The 15402-nt window shown below is 47.1% G+C and carries 14 protein-coding genes; 9 read left to right on the top strand and 5 right to left on the bottom strand.

Annotation, left to right across the window (positions count from 1 at the left end):
• Positions 1-489 precede the first annotated feature (489 nt).
• Genes Q4488_RS13275 through Q4488_RS13265 form a run of 3 tightly spaced genes read right to left on the bottom strand, consistent with a single transcriptional unit; the run spans position 490 to position 3047 of the window.
• Positions 490-1149, bottom strand: a complete 660-nt coding sequence (locus tag Q4488_RS13275; protein ID WP_303580966.1) for a gamma-glutamylcyclotransferase — start codon at positions 1147-1149, stop codon at positions 490-492.
• Positions 1146-2663 carry a DNA recombination protein RmuC gene (gene rmuC, locus Q4488_RS13270; protein WP_303580965.1) on the bottom strand — a complete coding sequence of 506 codons (1518 nt, stop codon included), beginning with the start codon at positions 2661-2663 and terminating at the stop codon, positions 1146-1148. The genes Q4488_RS13275 and rmuC overlap by 4 nt, the downstream gene beginning before the upstream one ends.
• Positions 2664-2696: 33 nt before the next feature.
• Positions 2697-3047 (bottom strand): hypothetical protein, encoded by a 351-nt coding sequence (locus Q4488_RS13265; protein ID WP_303580964.1) that lies wholly within the window; start codon positions 3045-3047, stop codon positions 2697-2699.
• A 242-nt stretch (positions 3048-3289) separates the two neighbouring features.
• Here Q4488_RS13265 and Q4488_RS13260 point away from each other — a divergent pair, with 242 nt between their 5' ends.
• The 7 genes from Q4488_RS13260 to Q4488_RS13230 all read left to right on the top strand — a co-directional run bounded on the left by Q4488_RS13260 (position 3290) and on the right by Q4488_RS13230 (position 9053).
• Entirely contained in the window at positions 3290-3931 is a 642-nt protein-coding gene (locus tag Q4488_RS13260; protein WP_303580963.1) for an O-methyltransferase, read from the top strand.
• A 39-nt stretch (positions 3932-3970) separates the two neighbouring features.
• Positions 3971-4384, top strand: a complete 414-nt coding sequence (locus Q4488_RS13255; RefSeq protein ID WP_303580962.1) for a hypothetical protein — start codon at positions 3971-3973, stop codon at positions 4382-4384.
• 36 nt (positions 4385-4420) lie between these two features.
• On the top strand, positions 4421-6793 hold the full coding sequence (locus Q4488_RS13250) for a YdbH domain-containing protein (RefSeq protein WP_303580961.1): 2373 nt from the start codon (positions 4421-4423) through the stop codon (positions 6791-6793).
• A gap of 71 nt (positions 6794-6864) precedes the next feature.
• Entirely contained in the window at positions 6865-7065 is a 201-nt protein-coding gene (locus Q4488_RS13245; RefSeq protein WP_368411581.1) for a YnbE family lipoprotein, read from the top strand.
• 11 nt (positions 7066-7076) lie between these two features.
• A complete protein-coding gene (locus tag Q4488_RS13240) occupies positions 7077-7409 on the top strand; it encodes a YdbL family protein (RefSeq protein WP_303580960.1) in 333 nt (110 codons plus the stop codon).
• 19 nt (positions 7410-7428) lie between these two features.
• The gene (locus Q4488_RS13235) at positions 7429-7950 is read left to right on the top strand and encodes a disulfide bond formation protein B (RefSeq protein WP_303580959.1); all 522 of its coding nucleotides are present in this window, start codon (positions 7429-7431) and stop codon (positions 7948-7950) included.
• Positions 7950-9053 (top strand): lipid A deacylase LpxR family protein, encoded by a 1104-nt coding sequence (locus tag Q4488_RS13230; protein ID WP_303580958.1) that lies wholly within the window; start codon positions 7950-7952, stop codon positions 9051-9053. The genes Q4488_RS13235 and Q4488_RS13230 overlap by 1 nt, the downstream gene beginning before the upstream one ends.
• A 143-nt stretch (positions 9054-9196) precedes the next feature.
• On the opposite strand, the gene Q4488_RS13225 is transcribed toward Q4488_RS13230, so the two are convergent.
• On the bottom strand, positions 9197-11224 hold the full coding sequence (locus tag Q4488_RS13225) for a TonB-dependent copper receptor (protein ID WP_303580957.1): 2028 nt from the start codon (positions 11222-11224) through the stop codon (positions 9197-9199).
• Positions 11225-11837: 613 nt separating this feature from the next.
• Between Q4488_RS13225 and Q4488_RS13220 the strand changes: the two genes are divergently transcribed.
• Entirely contained in the window at positions 11838-12467 is a 630-nt protein-coding gene (locus Q4488_RS13220) for a trimeric intracellular cation channel family protein (RefSeq protein WP_303580956.1), read from the top strand.
• Positions 12468-12532: 65 nt separating this feature from the next.
• A complete protein-coding gene (locus Q4488_RS13215) occupies positions 12533-13033 on the top strand; it encodes a GNAT family N-acetyltransferase (RefSeq protein ID WP_303580955.1) in 501 nt (166 codons plus the stop codon).
• Positions 13034-13250: 217 nt separating this feature from the next.
• Here Q4488_RS13215 and Q4488_RS13210 read toward each other — a convergent pair whose 3' ends face one another.
• On the bottom strand, positions 13251-15224 hold the full coding sequence (locus Q4488_RS13210) for a sigma-54-dependent Fis family transcriptional regulator (RefSeq protein WP_303580954.1): 1974 nt from the start codon (positions 15222-15224) through the stop codon (positions 13251-13253).
• Positions 15225-15402 lie beyond the last annotated feature (178 nt).

Raw genomic sequence — 15402 nt, 5'->3', positions numbered from 1 at the left:
TGTTGATCCGGGTAAACCATTCTTTTCGTCTGCGCCGTTATTATTGATAATAACAGCAAAAAATAAACCCAATAACGACTAAAAATGAATATTTATCACGACAAAAGTCTGTGTTAACAAAATACGCGCCAAAAACTCAGTCTATTTATCTATATCGGCCATATTTTGTTATCTTGAGTGGAAAATTCCCTTGTCACATCAGCGACTACAATAAATATAGCATCTCTTCAGCTGGCACTCTATTTTTATCATATATACCATGTTTTTTGTATAAAAAATAACCAATAATCAATATTTTGTTTTGAATCATAAAATAATAATCATTATTTAATCTTGATGATTTTGAGAAATTTCAATATTTAATATTGATGATTTATGGATTTTTCAAAATCTTATTTTGATTATTCACTAAAAATCAACACGTCATGTTGATATCAAAATAGAGAACTTAGGCTCGGTATATTAATCGTTCTGCCACGAAAAAGGAGATTAGCGATGATCGCTCGGGTAGTGATAGCCGGTATCGAGTTCATCCCAATTCTGCAACTCGGGTGACTGCTGTAAGTAAGTTCTAATGGTGGTTGATCCATCAGCGAGATAGCTGCTATCAAGAAAGTTTGCTAACACCTCAGCCCCCTGTGAGGTAGCCGCTTGCAGACAGAAGGCAAGGTAACGAGGGAAAGGCAGAATATCATCCCGCCAAAGGGCACCATCATAGTACTGACCAACTCTCGCATCATATTCCTGCGGCGTGATACACTTATTCAGGCGATAATCATCATCGCTATATTCAGTGCACATCCGCCCTTTTAACAACCCCTTGTCGAGCGCTATCGTCTCTAACGGCTGCACATCGACTTCAATCCAGCGAAACCGATGCTCGCGTTCATAAAGCGCGCTAAACTGTTCGACGCTGCATTCAAATTGACTACAGATAATCGCATCAACGGCTGACACCTGCGTTGCACAAGATGCCAGATAAGCACTCTCGGGGTCAGCACCATGCCGACTCAGAAAGACAACGCCCACTTTGTTGAAGATACGACGATAGCCCGGTACTCGTACCAAACGAAAATTTTGTAACCCTGGTACGGTTTGCAACGCTGACGCCTCGGACAGCAGCGATCCATAGCCGATAACCGAGATCATCGATCCAATATTTCCAATTGTTCGGCATCCGGATCGGATTCAGAGGCTTTTTCCAGCAATTTTTTATCCAACTCTTTTTTATTCTTCACCCCCAGCCTATGCAGTGAAGCCGCCTGACTGATCAAGTTACCTCGCCCACTGCTGAGTCGTTTATGAGCGGTTTCATAGGCCGCCTGAGTACGCCCTAAGTGTCGACCGACATCGTCGAGTGCTTCAACAAAACCGACAAACTTATCATGTAACTCACCGCCGCGTTGCGCTATCTCTTGCGCGAAACGGTTTTGACGTTCATAGCGCCAGATATTATTGATAGTACGCAGTGTAACTAACAGCGTTGACGGGCTCACGAGAATAATATTGCGATCATAAGCGAAACTGAATAGCTCTTTATCCTGCTGTAGTGCCAATAAGAAAGCCCCTTCAACGGGGATAAACATCAAGACAAAATCGAGTGAGCGTACGCCATCTAAACTCTGATAAGCTTTATCACTTAAACCGCGAATGTGCTGACGAATCGATTGTAGATGCCCCGTGAGCGCCTGTTCCTGTGGCCGCGACGCGTCACTCGAACAATATTTTTCATAGGCCGTGAGGGAGACTTTGGCATCAACGATGACATCCTTATCATCCGGCAGGCGGATAATCACATCGGGCATATACCGCTGCCCCTGTTCATTCAGAGACACCTGAGTTTCATACTCATAACCTTTGCGCAGCCCAGACTGTTCTAAGACGCGTTCAAGGATCACTTCACCCCAGTTACCCTGAGTTTTACTTTCACCTTTAAGCGCGTTGGTCAGATTGACGGCATCGGCACTCATCTGTTGATTGAGCTCTTTTAGCTGATTGATCTGCTCATATAATGACCGTCGGTCCTTGGCTTCTTTATCGTAGACATCATCAACACGACGCTTAAATTCACCTAATTGATCCCGTAAGGGGGTTAACAACGAGCCTAGCGAGTCATGATTAGCCGAGGTAAATTTAGCCGACTTTTCTTCAAAAATTTTATTCGCTAGGTTCTGAAATTCACCTTTTAACTGATCTCTGGCTTCTGTTAACAGTTGTAGCTTTTCAGATTGTGATTCCCGTTCACTTTCGAGCCGGCTTTCAAGTTCGGCGATCCGAGCCTGACGCTGACCGAGCAAGCGCTGCAAATTATCGGCTTGCTCATGCTGTTCAGCTAGCTCATCATCTTGTGCATATTTTTGTACTTCGATCTGCTGCAAGCGCACCTGATCTAATTCCAAATCACGAATACGCACACGGTTTTGCTGCTGCTCCTGCGTTAAAGTCTGCGCCTTATCTTCAACCCGACTCAACTCGACGTGTAAACGCTCCAGTTGCTCCTGACGTTGCTGCAGCGCCATCTCATATTCCTGTCGCTGCCCCGCCAACTGACTAGTGAGTTTCGCCTTAGCGAATTGCAGCAGCAGAAAACCCGCTAGCATACCCAACAGCAACCCCATGATTGCCGTGGCTAAAGCGTCATTCAATAAGGCTGTCAAAATCATCATCATGTCCTAGCGTCAGTGCGGCAACAAAAATCACCAGAAATAATACAGCAGCCCGGCCGATAAAAGGGTCAACGGTAGCATAATCAACAAGTTAACCTTGTCACCGAAAAGACGTTGAGTGACACCGACTGAAATAGCCGGAAAAGAAAGAAAAATACTACTCAACGGTATCCACCAATCCAACAAACGAAAGCCATAGGCCAATGCGGCAACCAACGTCAGGGCGCCGACATTACCGGTCATCACCACCCACACCGCTCCGTTTCGGCTTTTAAGAAAATCTGACTTATCCGCATCAGGCAGTTTATTTAACTGCCCTGCACTGAGTGCAGTCGACATCGACACAAAGCCGGCAAAAAGAAACAGAATCAGGGGTTCCAAGGGGCTACTCCACTATGACAAATATTTAGACGGGTATTGTAAGGGATTTTTTCATCTCAACCTATGGCAGAGCGTTCACTGACGACTAAAAAATAAGGTATTCAGCGTATCGCGCCGATCACATAATGCAATTATCCCTAAGCGCTCAGAAAGTGATATTATTGGCAGCCGATTTCCCCGCACTCAGCCACGCTGATGTTATATCCCGTGCGGGCCATTACCGCCACATTGAGAGAGATAGCATGACCCAATATCTGGTTGATGAAGCCATTGAAGATTACGCTTTTATCCATACCGGTGAAGAGCCGCCCCTGTTACAAGAGCTAATCGACAAAACCAACGAGAATATGGGCTGGCCACAGAAGCTTTCTGGCCGTTTAGTCGGCCGCACGCTGAAACTGCTCAGTGCTATCCATCAACCTAAAGTGGCCTTAGAAATTGGCATGTTTACCGGTTATTCTGCCCTCTCGATCGCGGAAGGCATGCCGGATGATGGACGTTTAATCTGCTGTGAAACCAACCCTAGAGCGATTGAGTTCGCACAAACATTTTATGACCGTAGCGAACACGGCCATAAAATTGAAGTTATCTTTGGGCGCGCCTTAGACACCATCGAAAAGCTCGATTTAACGCTCGACTTTACCTTTATCGATGCCGATAAGCGCAACTACCTCAACTACTATACTCGAGTAAAAGAGATGACTCGCCCCGGCGGCCTGATTGTACTCGATAATGTGCTTTGGTCTGGCAAAGTGGTACAACCGGAATCGGAGATTGATGATATTCTCGTGGAAACCAACCGCATTATTGCCGCAGATCCCAATGTCGAAAATGTTTTTCTCACCGTGCGAGACGGCCTCAACGTGGTGCGTAAAATACGCTAACTCAGACTCAAACAGGCTCGAGCAAGAGGATCGATCATCATGCCTTTTATACTGCGCGCCAACGGTTGTGATTTCAGCCTAGAAACGCTTAACCCACAAGCTGATAACAAACCGGCTACTTCGGCCGATCATCTGATTGAAGACGCCGATGCGCTGTTAAGACTCTATGTGAATACGCAAGCGGATACGCCGCTGTACAAGAGATTGCAGCAGCTGCGTGCTCACTTTATCGCTGATCTGGATAGCATTGAAACCCGAGCAGAGATTTACGGTCTAACCCATTGGTTGCTCAATGATCATGGTATCCGTGCAGAGGGGGCATCGCTGGAAGAAACCGTCGATCGCCTCAGTGATATTGATATTGCCACCGATAGCGATCAGTATACCGATATTATCTTTCACCTCAGAGATGCAATTGATCGGTTATATGAGATGGAACTCGATGACATCTAATTCAGGCATTGATTAAATAACAACAGGAACGACGCAATGCGCAAGCTACTGATAGCCACCGTTGTTCTTGTTCTGCTGATCGCCGGTTTGTATACAGCCCTACCGGCCATCGCAGAGTATAGTGTGCGTCAGGCATTGAGCGAACATAAGATCAACGCTCACTTTACGCTGCGTCAGCCCAGTTTTAATCGTCTTGTCATTGAGCAACTCAAGCTCGAAAAAAATACCTCGGAACAATCCTTTACCCTCACCGCAGACACTATCAACCTGCAACTTTCACTCTGGTCTCTATTCAATACGGGCCGCATCCATTCACTGGATATCGAACAGCTACAACTCGATCTGCAACTCAAACAGCAAACGCCACTCGAGACGGATCAATCGATTACAGCAACCGCGCTTCCTTTTCCGCCGTTGCCATCCTATATCCTTGCGCAAATACCCGCTGACAGCATCAATCTCCTGCATTATAAAGCGAATATTACCCTTAATTCGAATACCCTTAATTCAGATACCCTTGCGCAGACGCCGTTAACCTTTGCGGGCAGTGCTTCAGCCAGTAATCAACAGCTGAACATAATGCTCGATCAGGTCAATGAGTCCAGCAATATACAAATCAAACTCGTCGTCAATGATGAAGACGAAGCGATGCTTTCCGTCTATGCCAGTGACGCCATTGCGTTGCAAACGCAAGCATCACTGTCATATCAATCCGAACAGCTCAAAGCCGTCAGTCAAACAACCCTTTACCCAGAACATTTATCTCAAGTACTGCAACATCCGAGCTTAATATCAGAGTTTGAATCCTATCTAGCGCTGTTACCATCCATATCAGGCTCTGTTTCACTCGCTGGGGAGAGTACGATTAATCTGCAACGTGATAACACGAGTGATCAACATCACTATCGACTCAACAGTGTTATTGCAACGACTGAATTACCCTCAGTGGCTCAGCTAACAGTGCAGCAGGATGTCAGCCTAACGCTCGAAGGCCAACAGTTAACCTTTACGCTACATGCCTTCTCGGCTAACGGACAACAACTGCAGCTACAACCGCAAAAGGGATCGCAGATCAGTACCGCAGCGGTGCAAATGACTTTATTAAAACCGCAAACCGTACAAACAACCCTTTCACCTCATTATCAATTGGATTTAAAGCGTCTCTCGTTAGCAGCTATTCCCCTTAACATCACCTTACAGCCGGTTAGTATCAGCGCCGCCGGATTCGCCGATAGTGTGATTCAAATCGCCCCCATCAACCTCACTCTGTCGCACTTCGATCTCAGCAATAAACGCTTTCAGGCTAACCTCATCAGTCAGCGCATGACCGGACGCTACGGCACTCAAGCCTTACCTCAGATTAGCTTACAGAGCCAAGCCGACCTATCAGAAACGGAGTTCCGGCAACGTTTTACGCTTCGGCTTGACGATAGCGCTCTGACTCAACCGAGCACACTCAGCGGCGTCACCACCACCGTATTCGCAACGGGGCATACCCGTGGTAACTGGAAAACCGCGCTGCCACTCACCGGTATCGAAAAGCTCATGCGGCGTTTTACCACGGCTATTCCGCCCGAATTAGTATTCACCGCTGGCACCCTCTCTCAGCAAGGCTGGCTCGATATCAATACCCGCGGTATTGCTTTACGGTTATACAATCAAACAGAAAAACTCAACCTCAGCTATGATCAAACCCACCTATACGATATCAACTGGCATTCAGAAACCATTAAGACCCACCGAGGTAAATTAGATGATAGCGGTGAGTTAACGATCGCTTTTATTGATGCTGGGGTACCGTTAGAACATTTCTCGGGCGATTATCGCTTTGCACAAAACCTAGCGGGGCAGCAGCAACTTCAATTAGACAGTAGCACCGTTGACTTACTGGGTGGCACCGTCACGACACTACCGGTGACAGTAATGTTAGATGAGCCAAACTTGAGCACCGCCATCGCTGTCACGGGGATAGACTTAGCTCAACTGATCGCCTTGGAACAACAGCAAGGCCTGAGTGGTAGCGGCACCTTGAATGGTCAAATGCCGATACATATCGCCAACGGTGAATTATCGATTATTGGAGGACAGATTATCAGTACCTCAGATGGCGGCTGGATTCGCTTTGAACCGCCACCGGAGTTACTCGCACTGACGCAAACTAATCAGGCACTGGGCATCGCCTTTGCGGCCCTCCGTAATATGCAGTACGACAGTCTCGGTATCGAACTAGATTACCAACCCAACGGTGAAGCCCTATTAAAAACTCACCTGAAGGGACATAACCCAAACTGGAATAATGGTCGCCCCGTCGACTTCACGATCAATATTGAGGAGAACATCCCTAAATTGCTACAAGCGCTTCAATTTACAGATAAATTGACGAAAAACTTAGAGAAGCGGTATCGTTGACACGGTACAATTAGTCAGCGCAATCTAAACACCGCATCACAGACCTGCTTTACTATTGACGGAGAACCGCAATGTCTATGCCAAAATTATTACAACCGCTGGCACTCAGCAGCCTAGTGATGACGTTAGTCGCCTGTTCGCCAACGGTACAAGTTGCAGTTCCCAACGAGCCGATCACGATCAACCTCAACGTTAAAATCGAACATGAAATACTGATTAAAGTTGATAAAGAGATTGATAATCTGCTAGAAGAAAACAGCGATCTATTCTAAGGAGCAGAAACATGAAACCGATAACAACGATGCTGACATTCGTGACCTTATTATTCAGCTTGATGATCACCCCCGTCTGGGCCATTAGCTTAGAAGATGCCAAACAGCAAGGCGCAGTCGGTGAACAGTTAAACGGCTACCTCGGCATTGTTAAACACTCATCTGACGTCAGTGCCTTAGTTAACAATATTAATGCCAAGCGCCGCGCCGCTTATGCTAAAAGCGCTCGCGATGCCGATGTCGATATCAATATTATCGAACTGCGTATTGGCGAACGTCTGATTAAACGCGCGCCGGCTGGTCAATATATTCAAACACCGAACGGACAATGGTCTAAAAAGTAACCTAATTCAGGACAGTAATATGAGTACCCTTGGCGTCTCAGCTAAACCCTCATATCGTTCAAATAACGCATTAGGCTTTTGCATCTGTGTTGGCAGTCTAGCCATCACAGAAAGCTATATCGAACCACTGATAGCAAACAGCGACTGTGCCCTGTGTTCGGTTATCCGTATTATTATATTATTGATGACCGGACTGTTCATGATGAGCTTTCTGGTCAACCGACACGTTTATTTCCAACGATTTGTGGCGTTTATCCATCTAATCCTTATCTCCGTAGGTTGCGTAACTGTCATACGTAGCCTGTTTGTCGATAGTCATCAGCTCCCCTCAAGTTGTCAGCTGAGCACCTCTTTGTTGCTCGAACAGGGGAGCTTTAAAGCACTGCTCACCACGCTCGATAATGCCGGCTCTTGTCCCTATCCCGACTGGCACATCTATCAACTGAGTGTGGCGCACCTGTCCTTCATCCTGATGCTGATTCTGCTGATCATTGTGTGGAAAATCATCATTAAAAAACCCCAGCGAAACCTATTCTTCTGATGAAAAAAGCGACCATAGCACTGCTTACAGGACTCACGTTACCCTCGCCTCTACTGGCGTCAACGCTACTAACCGATCCTGATATACTGTTTGGTAGTGAAACCAATCCAGGAACCTTCACCTTTTATTTGGAAAACGATCTGTTCGCCGATACGGATCAACAGTATACCAATGGCATTCGTTTTTCCTGGACCTCACCGGATTTAACCAGTTATCTAGATGATAAAAGTTTACCCGTCTGGGTGAGGCGCTATAACCGTTATATCACTGCGCCACTCGGTTTATACGATGATACACCGCGGAATCAGGATGAAATCGTCCGTAATCTCGTGATTTCACTGGGACAACTGATGTTTACGCCTCAGGACAATAAACGTACTACCGTAGACACCGATGATCGACCCTATGCCGGTTGGCTATATCTGGGCATGGGCTATCATTTGAAGCACGATCAACGTATGGATTCTGCCATCATGAATATTGGCATGGTTGGTCCGGCATCAATGGCACAAGAAGCGCAAAATCTAGTACATGATCTGCGTGGCATTGAAAAATTTGAGGGCTGGGATAATCAATTAAATAACGAACTGGGCGTACAGATCGTTTACGAACGCAAATATCGCACGCCAGTCAAACGCGTCAAGGGCGCACTGGAATATGACGTTATCTGGCATGGCGGAGCGAGCCTGGGAAATGTCGCTACCTATGTCAATGCCGGTGGTGAATTCCGTCTCGGTTGGTTTCTGCCCGATGATTTCGGTACCTCGTCCTTACGTCCCGGTGGCAATAATAGTGCGCCAGGCAGTCAAGACCTTCGCACGCTAGCTACAACCGGCTATAGCCGTGAACAAAACTTTGGTTTACACGGCTTTATTGCCTTCGACGGACGCTGGGTCATTCGGGATATATTCCTTGATGGTAATACCTTCAGCGACAGTCACTCAGTCAATAAAAGGAATTTCGTCGCTGACTTAAGTATCGGTGCGAGTATGCTTATCGACGATTGGAAAGTCTCCTACGCACGCGTGTTTCGCAGTCAAGAGTTTGATACACAAGATGAAACCCACAGCTTTGGTTCTATCTCCGCCTCGTACAGCTTTTAATTAAAGCCTCGAACATTTGAGAAACCTCCCCCGACAGCATCTTGCTCGGATAGTATCACTTGCGTCATAACAGCAAGCCTGAGAGGCAAACAAAACCGCCGGATCAGATGATCCGGCGTCCTAGATGCCTACCGATCACTCGATTAGAATGATTGCGTCACCCGAACCCAAGCGCTGCGACCCGCTTCAGCCACCTGGAATAGATCAGGATTGATCGAATCATCGCGGCTTTCATGCACGGTATAGGCTTTATCCATTAGGTTATCCACCCCGAGTTGCAGGTTCAAACCTCGTTCAAATGCATATTGCGCATGCACATTGACGACCCCATAGCCTGGGGTTTTTCGCACATCTTGGCCTCCGCAGTTGCTACTACCGGCCAGACAGATATCATTCTGACTCGCCACCAACTGCCACTCTACACCAACGTTCAGCTGATCTTTCTGATAATCCAAGGATGAATTTAATTCCAGCGGCGCAATTCGTGATAAGGAAGTATCATCGTCTTGATTATTACCCACGGTCCACGTTAGCGTATTACCCCATTGCCAATGATTATTCAGTGCAACCGCCGCTGCGAGTTCAACACCATACAGCTCGGCATCAACGTTACGATAGATATCACGGCTTTTCGAGCCAGCAGCCACCGTCTGACGCAGAATGTAATCACTCACATGGTTATACCAAGCGGTGGCAGACCAATCCATTGCATCGAGATCACCCTGTAGGCTAACTTCCAGTTGATGATGTTTTTCAGGTTCAATAGATGGATTGCCAATCCAATCACTCGTCGTGGTCATCCGTGCCATATAACGTTCAGTTGCATCGGCCGTACGCACACTTCGTGATAGCGTTGACTCAATACTATAGTCATCATTTAAACGGTGCGTCCAAGCCACAAAGCCACCCACGTTATCTTCGCTGCGCTGCTCACCGGCATCGGCAGAGGCACCTGCCATCGCCCAGATAGCCTGAGGCGTGGTGCCACCCACCACGTCATCAGCGCGGTTTGCCTCGGCGGTCACATGATCATAACGTAGACCGGCACGGACAATATCATCTCCGCTCAGCAGCTTTTCCGCCTCAACAAACAGTCCCGTTTGATCAATTTCAACACCGGGCCATAGCAAACGACTGACCACACCGGCACTGTTCTGCAGTTCGGCATTACGATCATTGTTTTGTATATCCGCACCGAAGGTCCAATCAATGTCAGCAGCGCGCGCATCGAAAATTAATCGTCCACCTTCCGTATCCGATGTCGAAGGCGCCTGCATCTGCATCATGCCAGCAGGACGCAGGCTGTAGTTATCCATATTATGTTCAACTTCAGACCGATACAGTTCCAACTGCACCTGCTGCAACGCTCCCTGTTCAAACTCATGCGTCAATTTTAAACGTGTCGTATCAGCATTTGCATAGGGAGAATCCATGCCCGCACCGGCAAACAGTACGTCGTTTTCTTCTTGCTGTTCGTAACTCGCTTCAATTGTGGTCAGCTCAGTCAAGCGATAACCGAGCAGCAATGTTTTCGACATGCTTTCAAATGATGAACGCACCTCATTACCATCACCGTCATCATAGTTGTCGGCTTCTGCTTTATGCCCAATCACACGGATATAACCGTCATCAGAGCCTGCCGCAACATCCGCCCCCAGCTCATAACGATTACCATTACCCTGATAACTGCCGCTTAATTCGCCCGTATAAGCGTTTTCATCAAACATGGGCCAGCCGCGTTGAAACAGCACCGTACCACCAGAACCACCGCCACCATACACCACACTACGATTACCTTTAATAACGGTCACGCTATCATAGCTATCCACCGAGGTATACGAGGTAGGTGGATCCATACGGTTAGGACAACCACCATGAATATAGGCACCATCGAGCAAGATATTGAGCTGTGTTTGACTCTGCCCCCGAATCACGGGATCGATCGCACGCCCACCCATACGAATCCCTGAAACACCACTCAAGCTTCGCAGTAACTCGCCGCCATCCGTGGTTGGCGATGCTTGCACCGCAGCGGTTTCACTGTGCACAGTATTCTCAACCTGAGGCAGGCCTGACGTTATCTCAACCACTAACGGTTTATCATCGAGACCGGCAAAAGTCGGGGCTGAAATTGTCGCAGCAATAGCCAGCGATAGTGTTGTTTTGATCATACAGCGTTCCTTAGCAACGATAGATATTAAGCTGGCGCTATTGTAGATGAGCCGTCCACGGCAAAGATGTGACAGGATGCCGCACCGCGGCGTGACATAATGACGCACCCATTTAATGGAACTTTTAGGGAACGCTGTTCAGGATAGCTTTTTAATGGCGCTTTGACTTCATGTATCCAGCAATAGATGAGATGAAAGAAAATTATTGGTAACCACGTAAATATCTGTATGATACGCGGCCGAATTTGAGAAGCGCTATTAATGGACTCTTATAATAAGCCCTTATAAAAGTAAAAGGATCTATTAAAAAGACCTATTAAAAAGACCTATCAATAAGCGCTATCACAAGATCCCGTCGCCTGTGGCGGCGATATTCAAGGCAATAAAATAGATCGTTTGAACGTCTAACACCTAATGCAATTAGATCTGAATCGAAGACGGATTACGCCCTTAATAAACCGACAACGCTGACTCAGCGTTCCAAGCAACATAGACGGCGCAGCCACCATGCCGCGACGTTATGTCTAAGAAAGACTTTTACTCAAATACAACTATGCTTGATATCTAAGCATCCTAATTCACAATACACAGAAAAAGAGTTTGATAACTGATAATGATACCTTTCGACATCACCGCCGTGGTCAACATCATGGGACTTTCAGCCGGTGCCGTATTTGCTATTTCAGGCGCACTGGATGCGGCTCGTCAAAAAATGGATATTCTGGGCTTTATGCTGATTGGCACGGCGACCGGCTTGGGCGGCGGCACCCTGCGAGATGTGCTGCTGGGTAAACTACCGGTTCTCTGGATTCGTGAACCTATTTGGATCATCACCTGCCTAGTGGCCTCAGCGATCACCTATTTTATTGCACCCAAACTAGCCTCACTCACTCGCGCACTCCTGTGGATGGATGCCGTTGGTATTGCCCTATTTGCCGTGGTCGGCACAGAGATAGGCCTAGAATTTGGCACCTCGCCCTTGATTGCCGTCTGCATGGGCGTCATGACCGCAAGCTTCGGCGGTATCGCCCGTGATCTTCTCTGTGGCAGCAACCTCACACTAATGAATGAAGAACTGTATATCACCACGATGCTGGCCGGCTCGGTTACCTATCTCATATTAAATAGTCTTAACCTACCCTATAGTTACGATCTCATCGGCGGTTTTCTCGTTGCCTTTATTCTGCGGGCGTTAGCGATTATGTTTAAACTTAAGCTACCCAACGCTTATCGTCATGACTGAATATTATTCAGTCGCAACACTATTTATCGTCAAACGGTCAATCCGTTCAATTCAAGGATAACGATATGGATGTCATACAGACACGACATGATGGTTTTCAGCTGCGCCTCGGCACACCCGATGATGCGGCTCTCGTCGTTGCTTACATGAAAAAACTCGGCGCTTATCAAAAAATGTTGGATAAGATAACGGCCACCGAAGCGAGTATTCACCAATTATTAAGTGAGAACAAAGGGGAAGCTATTTTTGGCGAACTGGGCGGAGAAACGGTTGGTTTTATCTATTTCTATCAAAACTCATCCGCGTTCACAGGACAATCAGGCCTGTATATAGACGGTTTTTTTATTGATCAACAGGTTCAATCCAAAGGGCTGGGACAAATCATGATCGCTTACATGGCAAAACTAGCACTGCAGCGCGGCTGCCAACGCTTAGAATGGGGTTGTCTCGACTGGAATGAACCCGCCATTAATTTCTATCGAAAAATGGGGGCTTACAGTGTTGATGAGATGACGATTTATCGTTTTTCAGCAGAGCAGCTAGCAGAACATGCCACGCGTTTTTAATCATGCATTAGTCGTTTATGGCTAACGGTTTTTAGGTTGTCGTTTTAAGTATTCTTGAACACAGCGATCACCTTCCTACACCATCAAAGCGAACGATCTATGCATCAACGCTGAACGTCTGTAGTCAACCTTACGCTAAAGCGCCGTCAAATTCCGTTACTGAACACTATACGCGTGTTCGCGACTCAAATAGCCCGTTGCGACTCTAAAGCGTTGCCTAGCCCGTTTCATCGACGAGAAGGTTATATTTTTTAATTTTGCGATGCAGTGTAGAACGACTGATGCCCAGCGCTTTTGCTGTACGGGTAACCACCCAACGATTCTGTTCCAGTGCGGTTTCTAATACTTCTTTCTCCGATAACGCTTCCGATACGCCCACGATAGACGCCACACGTTCTGGCGGCGTCGATGAACGATGGCCAGACTGGCGCTCAATAGCCGGGGCGGCAAAGACTTCATCGGGAAGATCGTCAACTTTAATCCGATCCCCTTCACGCATACACATCGAATATTGCAGGACATTCTTCAACTGACGAATATTACCCGGCCACTGATATTGACACAGCACTTGCAGCGCTTCTGGCTCGACCTGGACGTTATCAGCGTTCTCCTCATCTAAACAGAGTGTCCGCAACACCTTGTCAATAATAACCGGCTTGTCGCCTCGATCCCGTAAACTAGGCAAGGCCACTTGAAAGCCGCTAATGCGATAATATAGATCTTCTCGAAACTCACCTCGGCTAACCAGTTCTTTCAAATCACGGTGGGTCGCACAAATAATATTTAGCTGAACCTTGACCGGGTGAATCTCACCTAGCGGAATAATCTCACTTTCAGCTAACACGCGCAGTAAGCTTGCTTGAAGTTCAAGTGGCATATCACCAATCTCATCAAGAAACAAAGTACCGCCATGACTCGCCTGTATTTTTCCGACCTTACCGGCCTTCAACCCCCCGGTAAATGTACCGGCACTGTAACCAAACAATTCGCTTTCAATCAATGATTCAGGAATCGCCGCACAATTAAGCGTAATAAAGGGTTTATCTGCTCGATCGCTGCTTTCATGCAGAGCCCTCGCCCAGACTTCTTTACCTGTTCCCGTCTCACCCAACAGCAGAGTACTCATGCCTTTGTTGACGACCCGCAGGCAACGCCCGGCCTGTTTTATTAAATGAGGTTCTTTTCCCGCCGCCTCCAGTAACGGAGTGCTAACGCGATTGCTTTCATGGTCGACACCGACAGGCTTTACGGCCCGATTCAGTATAATATCCGCTGTCTGTTTAGTTGAGCCCGTCAGTAAGGTTGCATACAACACCTTAAGCCTATGCGCTAGCAGCACATGCACCTCAACAGTGGATGGCGTCAATTGCTCGATTGTCTGATCAAACAACAAATCAAAACTCTTCCCAACGAGGTCATACCGTTCACGGCAACCGAGGGCTAGCAATAGAGGCGTTGTCGCGCCAATAATGGTGCCATCATCATTCACCGCGAGTAAGGCAGAGCTCAAAGCCCGGACTGGGGATAACGAAAAACTGATAATACGCTGATGTGCATAAGCATTTTTAAACACGATTGCTTCAATCTCGTCTGCGGTTTCACACACAAGATTTAACGCTAATGCCTGATAGAGCCGGTTGCCCGACGCGAATGTTGAAATATCTAGCGCACCAAATGGGCTACCATCGGGTGAAATAAGCGGTGCCGCAGAACAACTGAAATTATGTAAATTAAAACCATAATGATCCTCTGCGAACACCGTTACCGGGCTGCGCTCAGTTAAACACGTACCGACACCATTAGTGCCAATAAGCTTCTCAGCCAACATCGTGCCAGAACGCAGCCCCTTTTTTTCCAATTCATGGCTGGCACTCGAATCCGCATAGGACTTAATCACAGCGCCTTCAGCATTGGTGATCAGAACGGCATAGCCACCCTGCTTAGAGATACCCCTAATTTTATCAAAAACCGCTTTAGAGTCACTTAAGAGTTTCTCCATCGGTTCACGACACTGCTTCGTTTCAGACTCGGTCATCGACACGAGTTGAACATCCGACTTAGGGGCTATTTTGTATTTATATCGACATCGATCCCAAGAGTTGAGGATATATTTATCACTCTCCTCTACATTTTCGGCTTCGGATATTACAGACTTCCCATGCGCGGAAAAATAGCCATTCGTTGACGCCATCAATTCACCTGCTCACTCCTTGTATCACTTAATGTGTGTAGCACAAGGGTCTTTTTTTATATTTTTAGTGTCAAGTTTTTACAATTGTTAAAGAGGTTCTAACTAAGGAAGGTGCGAATAAGTCAATTACGCCTCTGGCTTACAGAGAAGCTGGAGATCAAGGCAACAGTTACAGGCA

The organism is Amphritea sp. 1_MG-2023, from assembly GCF_030547545.1.
Taxonomy (GTDB): Bacteria; Pseudomonadota; Gammaproteobacteria; order Pseudomonadales; family Balneatricaceae; genus Amphritea.
The sequence above is the reverse complement of the archived record's forward strand: the minus strand, read 5'-3'. Positions and strand labels throughout refer to the sequence as shown.

Coding starts and splice junctions, on each gene's coding strand:
- Q4488_RS13275 (WP_303580966.1), bottom strand. CDS start 1,149: ATGATCTCGGTTATCGGCTATGGATCGCTGCTGTCCGAGGCGTCAGCG.
- rmuC (WP_303580965.1), bottom strand. CDS start 2,663: ATGATTTTGACAGCCTTATTGAATGACGCTTTAGCCACGGCAATCATG.
- Q4488_RS13260 (WP_303580963.1), top strand. CDS start 3,290: ATGACCCAATATCTGGTTGATGAAGCCATTGAAGATTACGCTTTTATC.
- Q4488_RS13255 (WP_303580962.1), top strand. CDS start 3,971: ATGCCTTTTATACTGCGCGCCAACGGTTGTGATTTCAGCCTAGAAACG.
- Q4488_RS13250 (WP_303580961.1), top strand. CDS start 4,421: ATGCGCAAGCTACTGATAGCCACCGTTGTTCTTGTTCTGCTGATCGCC.
- Q4488_RS13245 (WP_368411581.1), top strand. CDS start 6,865: ATGTCTATGCCAAAATTATTACAACCGCTGGCACTCAGCAGCCTAGTG.
- Q4488_RS13240 (WP_303580960.1), top strand. CDS start 7,077: ATGAAACCGATAACAACGATGCTGACATTCGTGACCTTATTATTCAGC.
- Q4488_RS13235 (WP_303580959.1), top strand. CDS start 7,429: ATGAGTACCCTTGGCGTCTCAGCTAAACCCTCATATCGTTCAAATAAC.
- Q4488_RS13230 (WP_303580958.1), top strand. CDS start 7,950: ATGAAAAAAGCGACCATAGCACTGCTTACAGGACTCACGTTACCCTCG.
- Q4488_RS13225 (WP_303580957.1), bottom strand. CDS start 11,224: ATGATCAAAACAACACTATCGCTGGCTATTGCTGCGACAATTTCAGCC.
- Q4488_RS13220 (WP_303580956.1), top strand. CDS start 11,838: ATGATACCTTTCGACATCACCGCCGTGGTCAACATCATGGGACTTTCA.
- Q4488_RS13215 (WP_303580955.1), top strand. CDS start 12,533: ATGGATGTCATACAGACACGACATGATGGTTTTCAGCTGCGCCTCGGC.
- Q4488_RS13210 (WP_303580954.1), bottom strand. CDS start 15,224: ATGGCGTCAACGAATGGCTATTTTTCCGCGCATGGGAAGTCTGTAATA.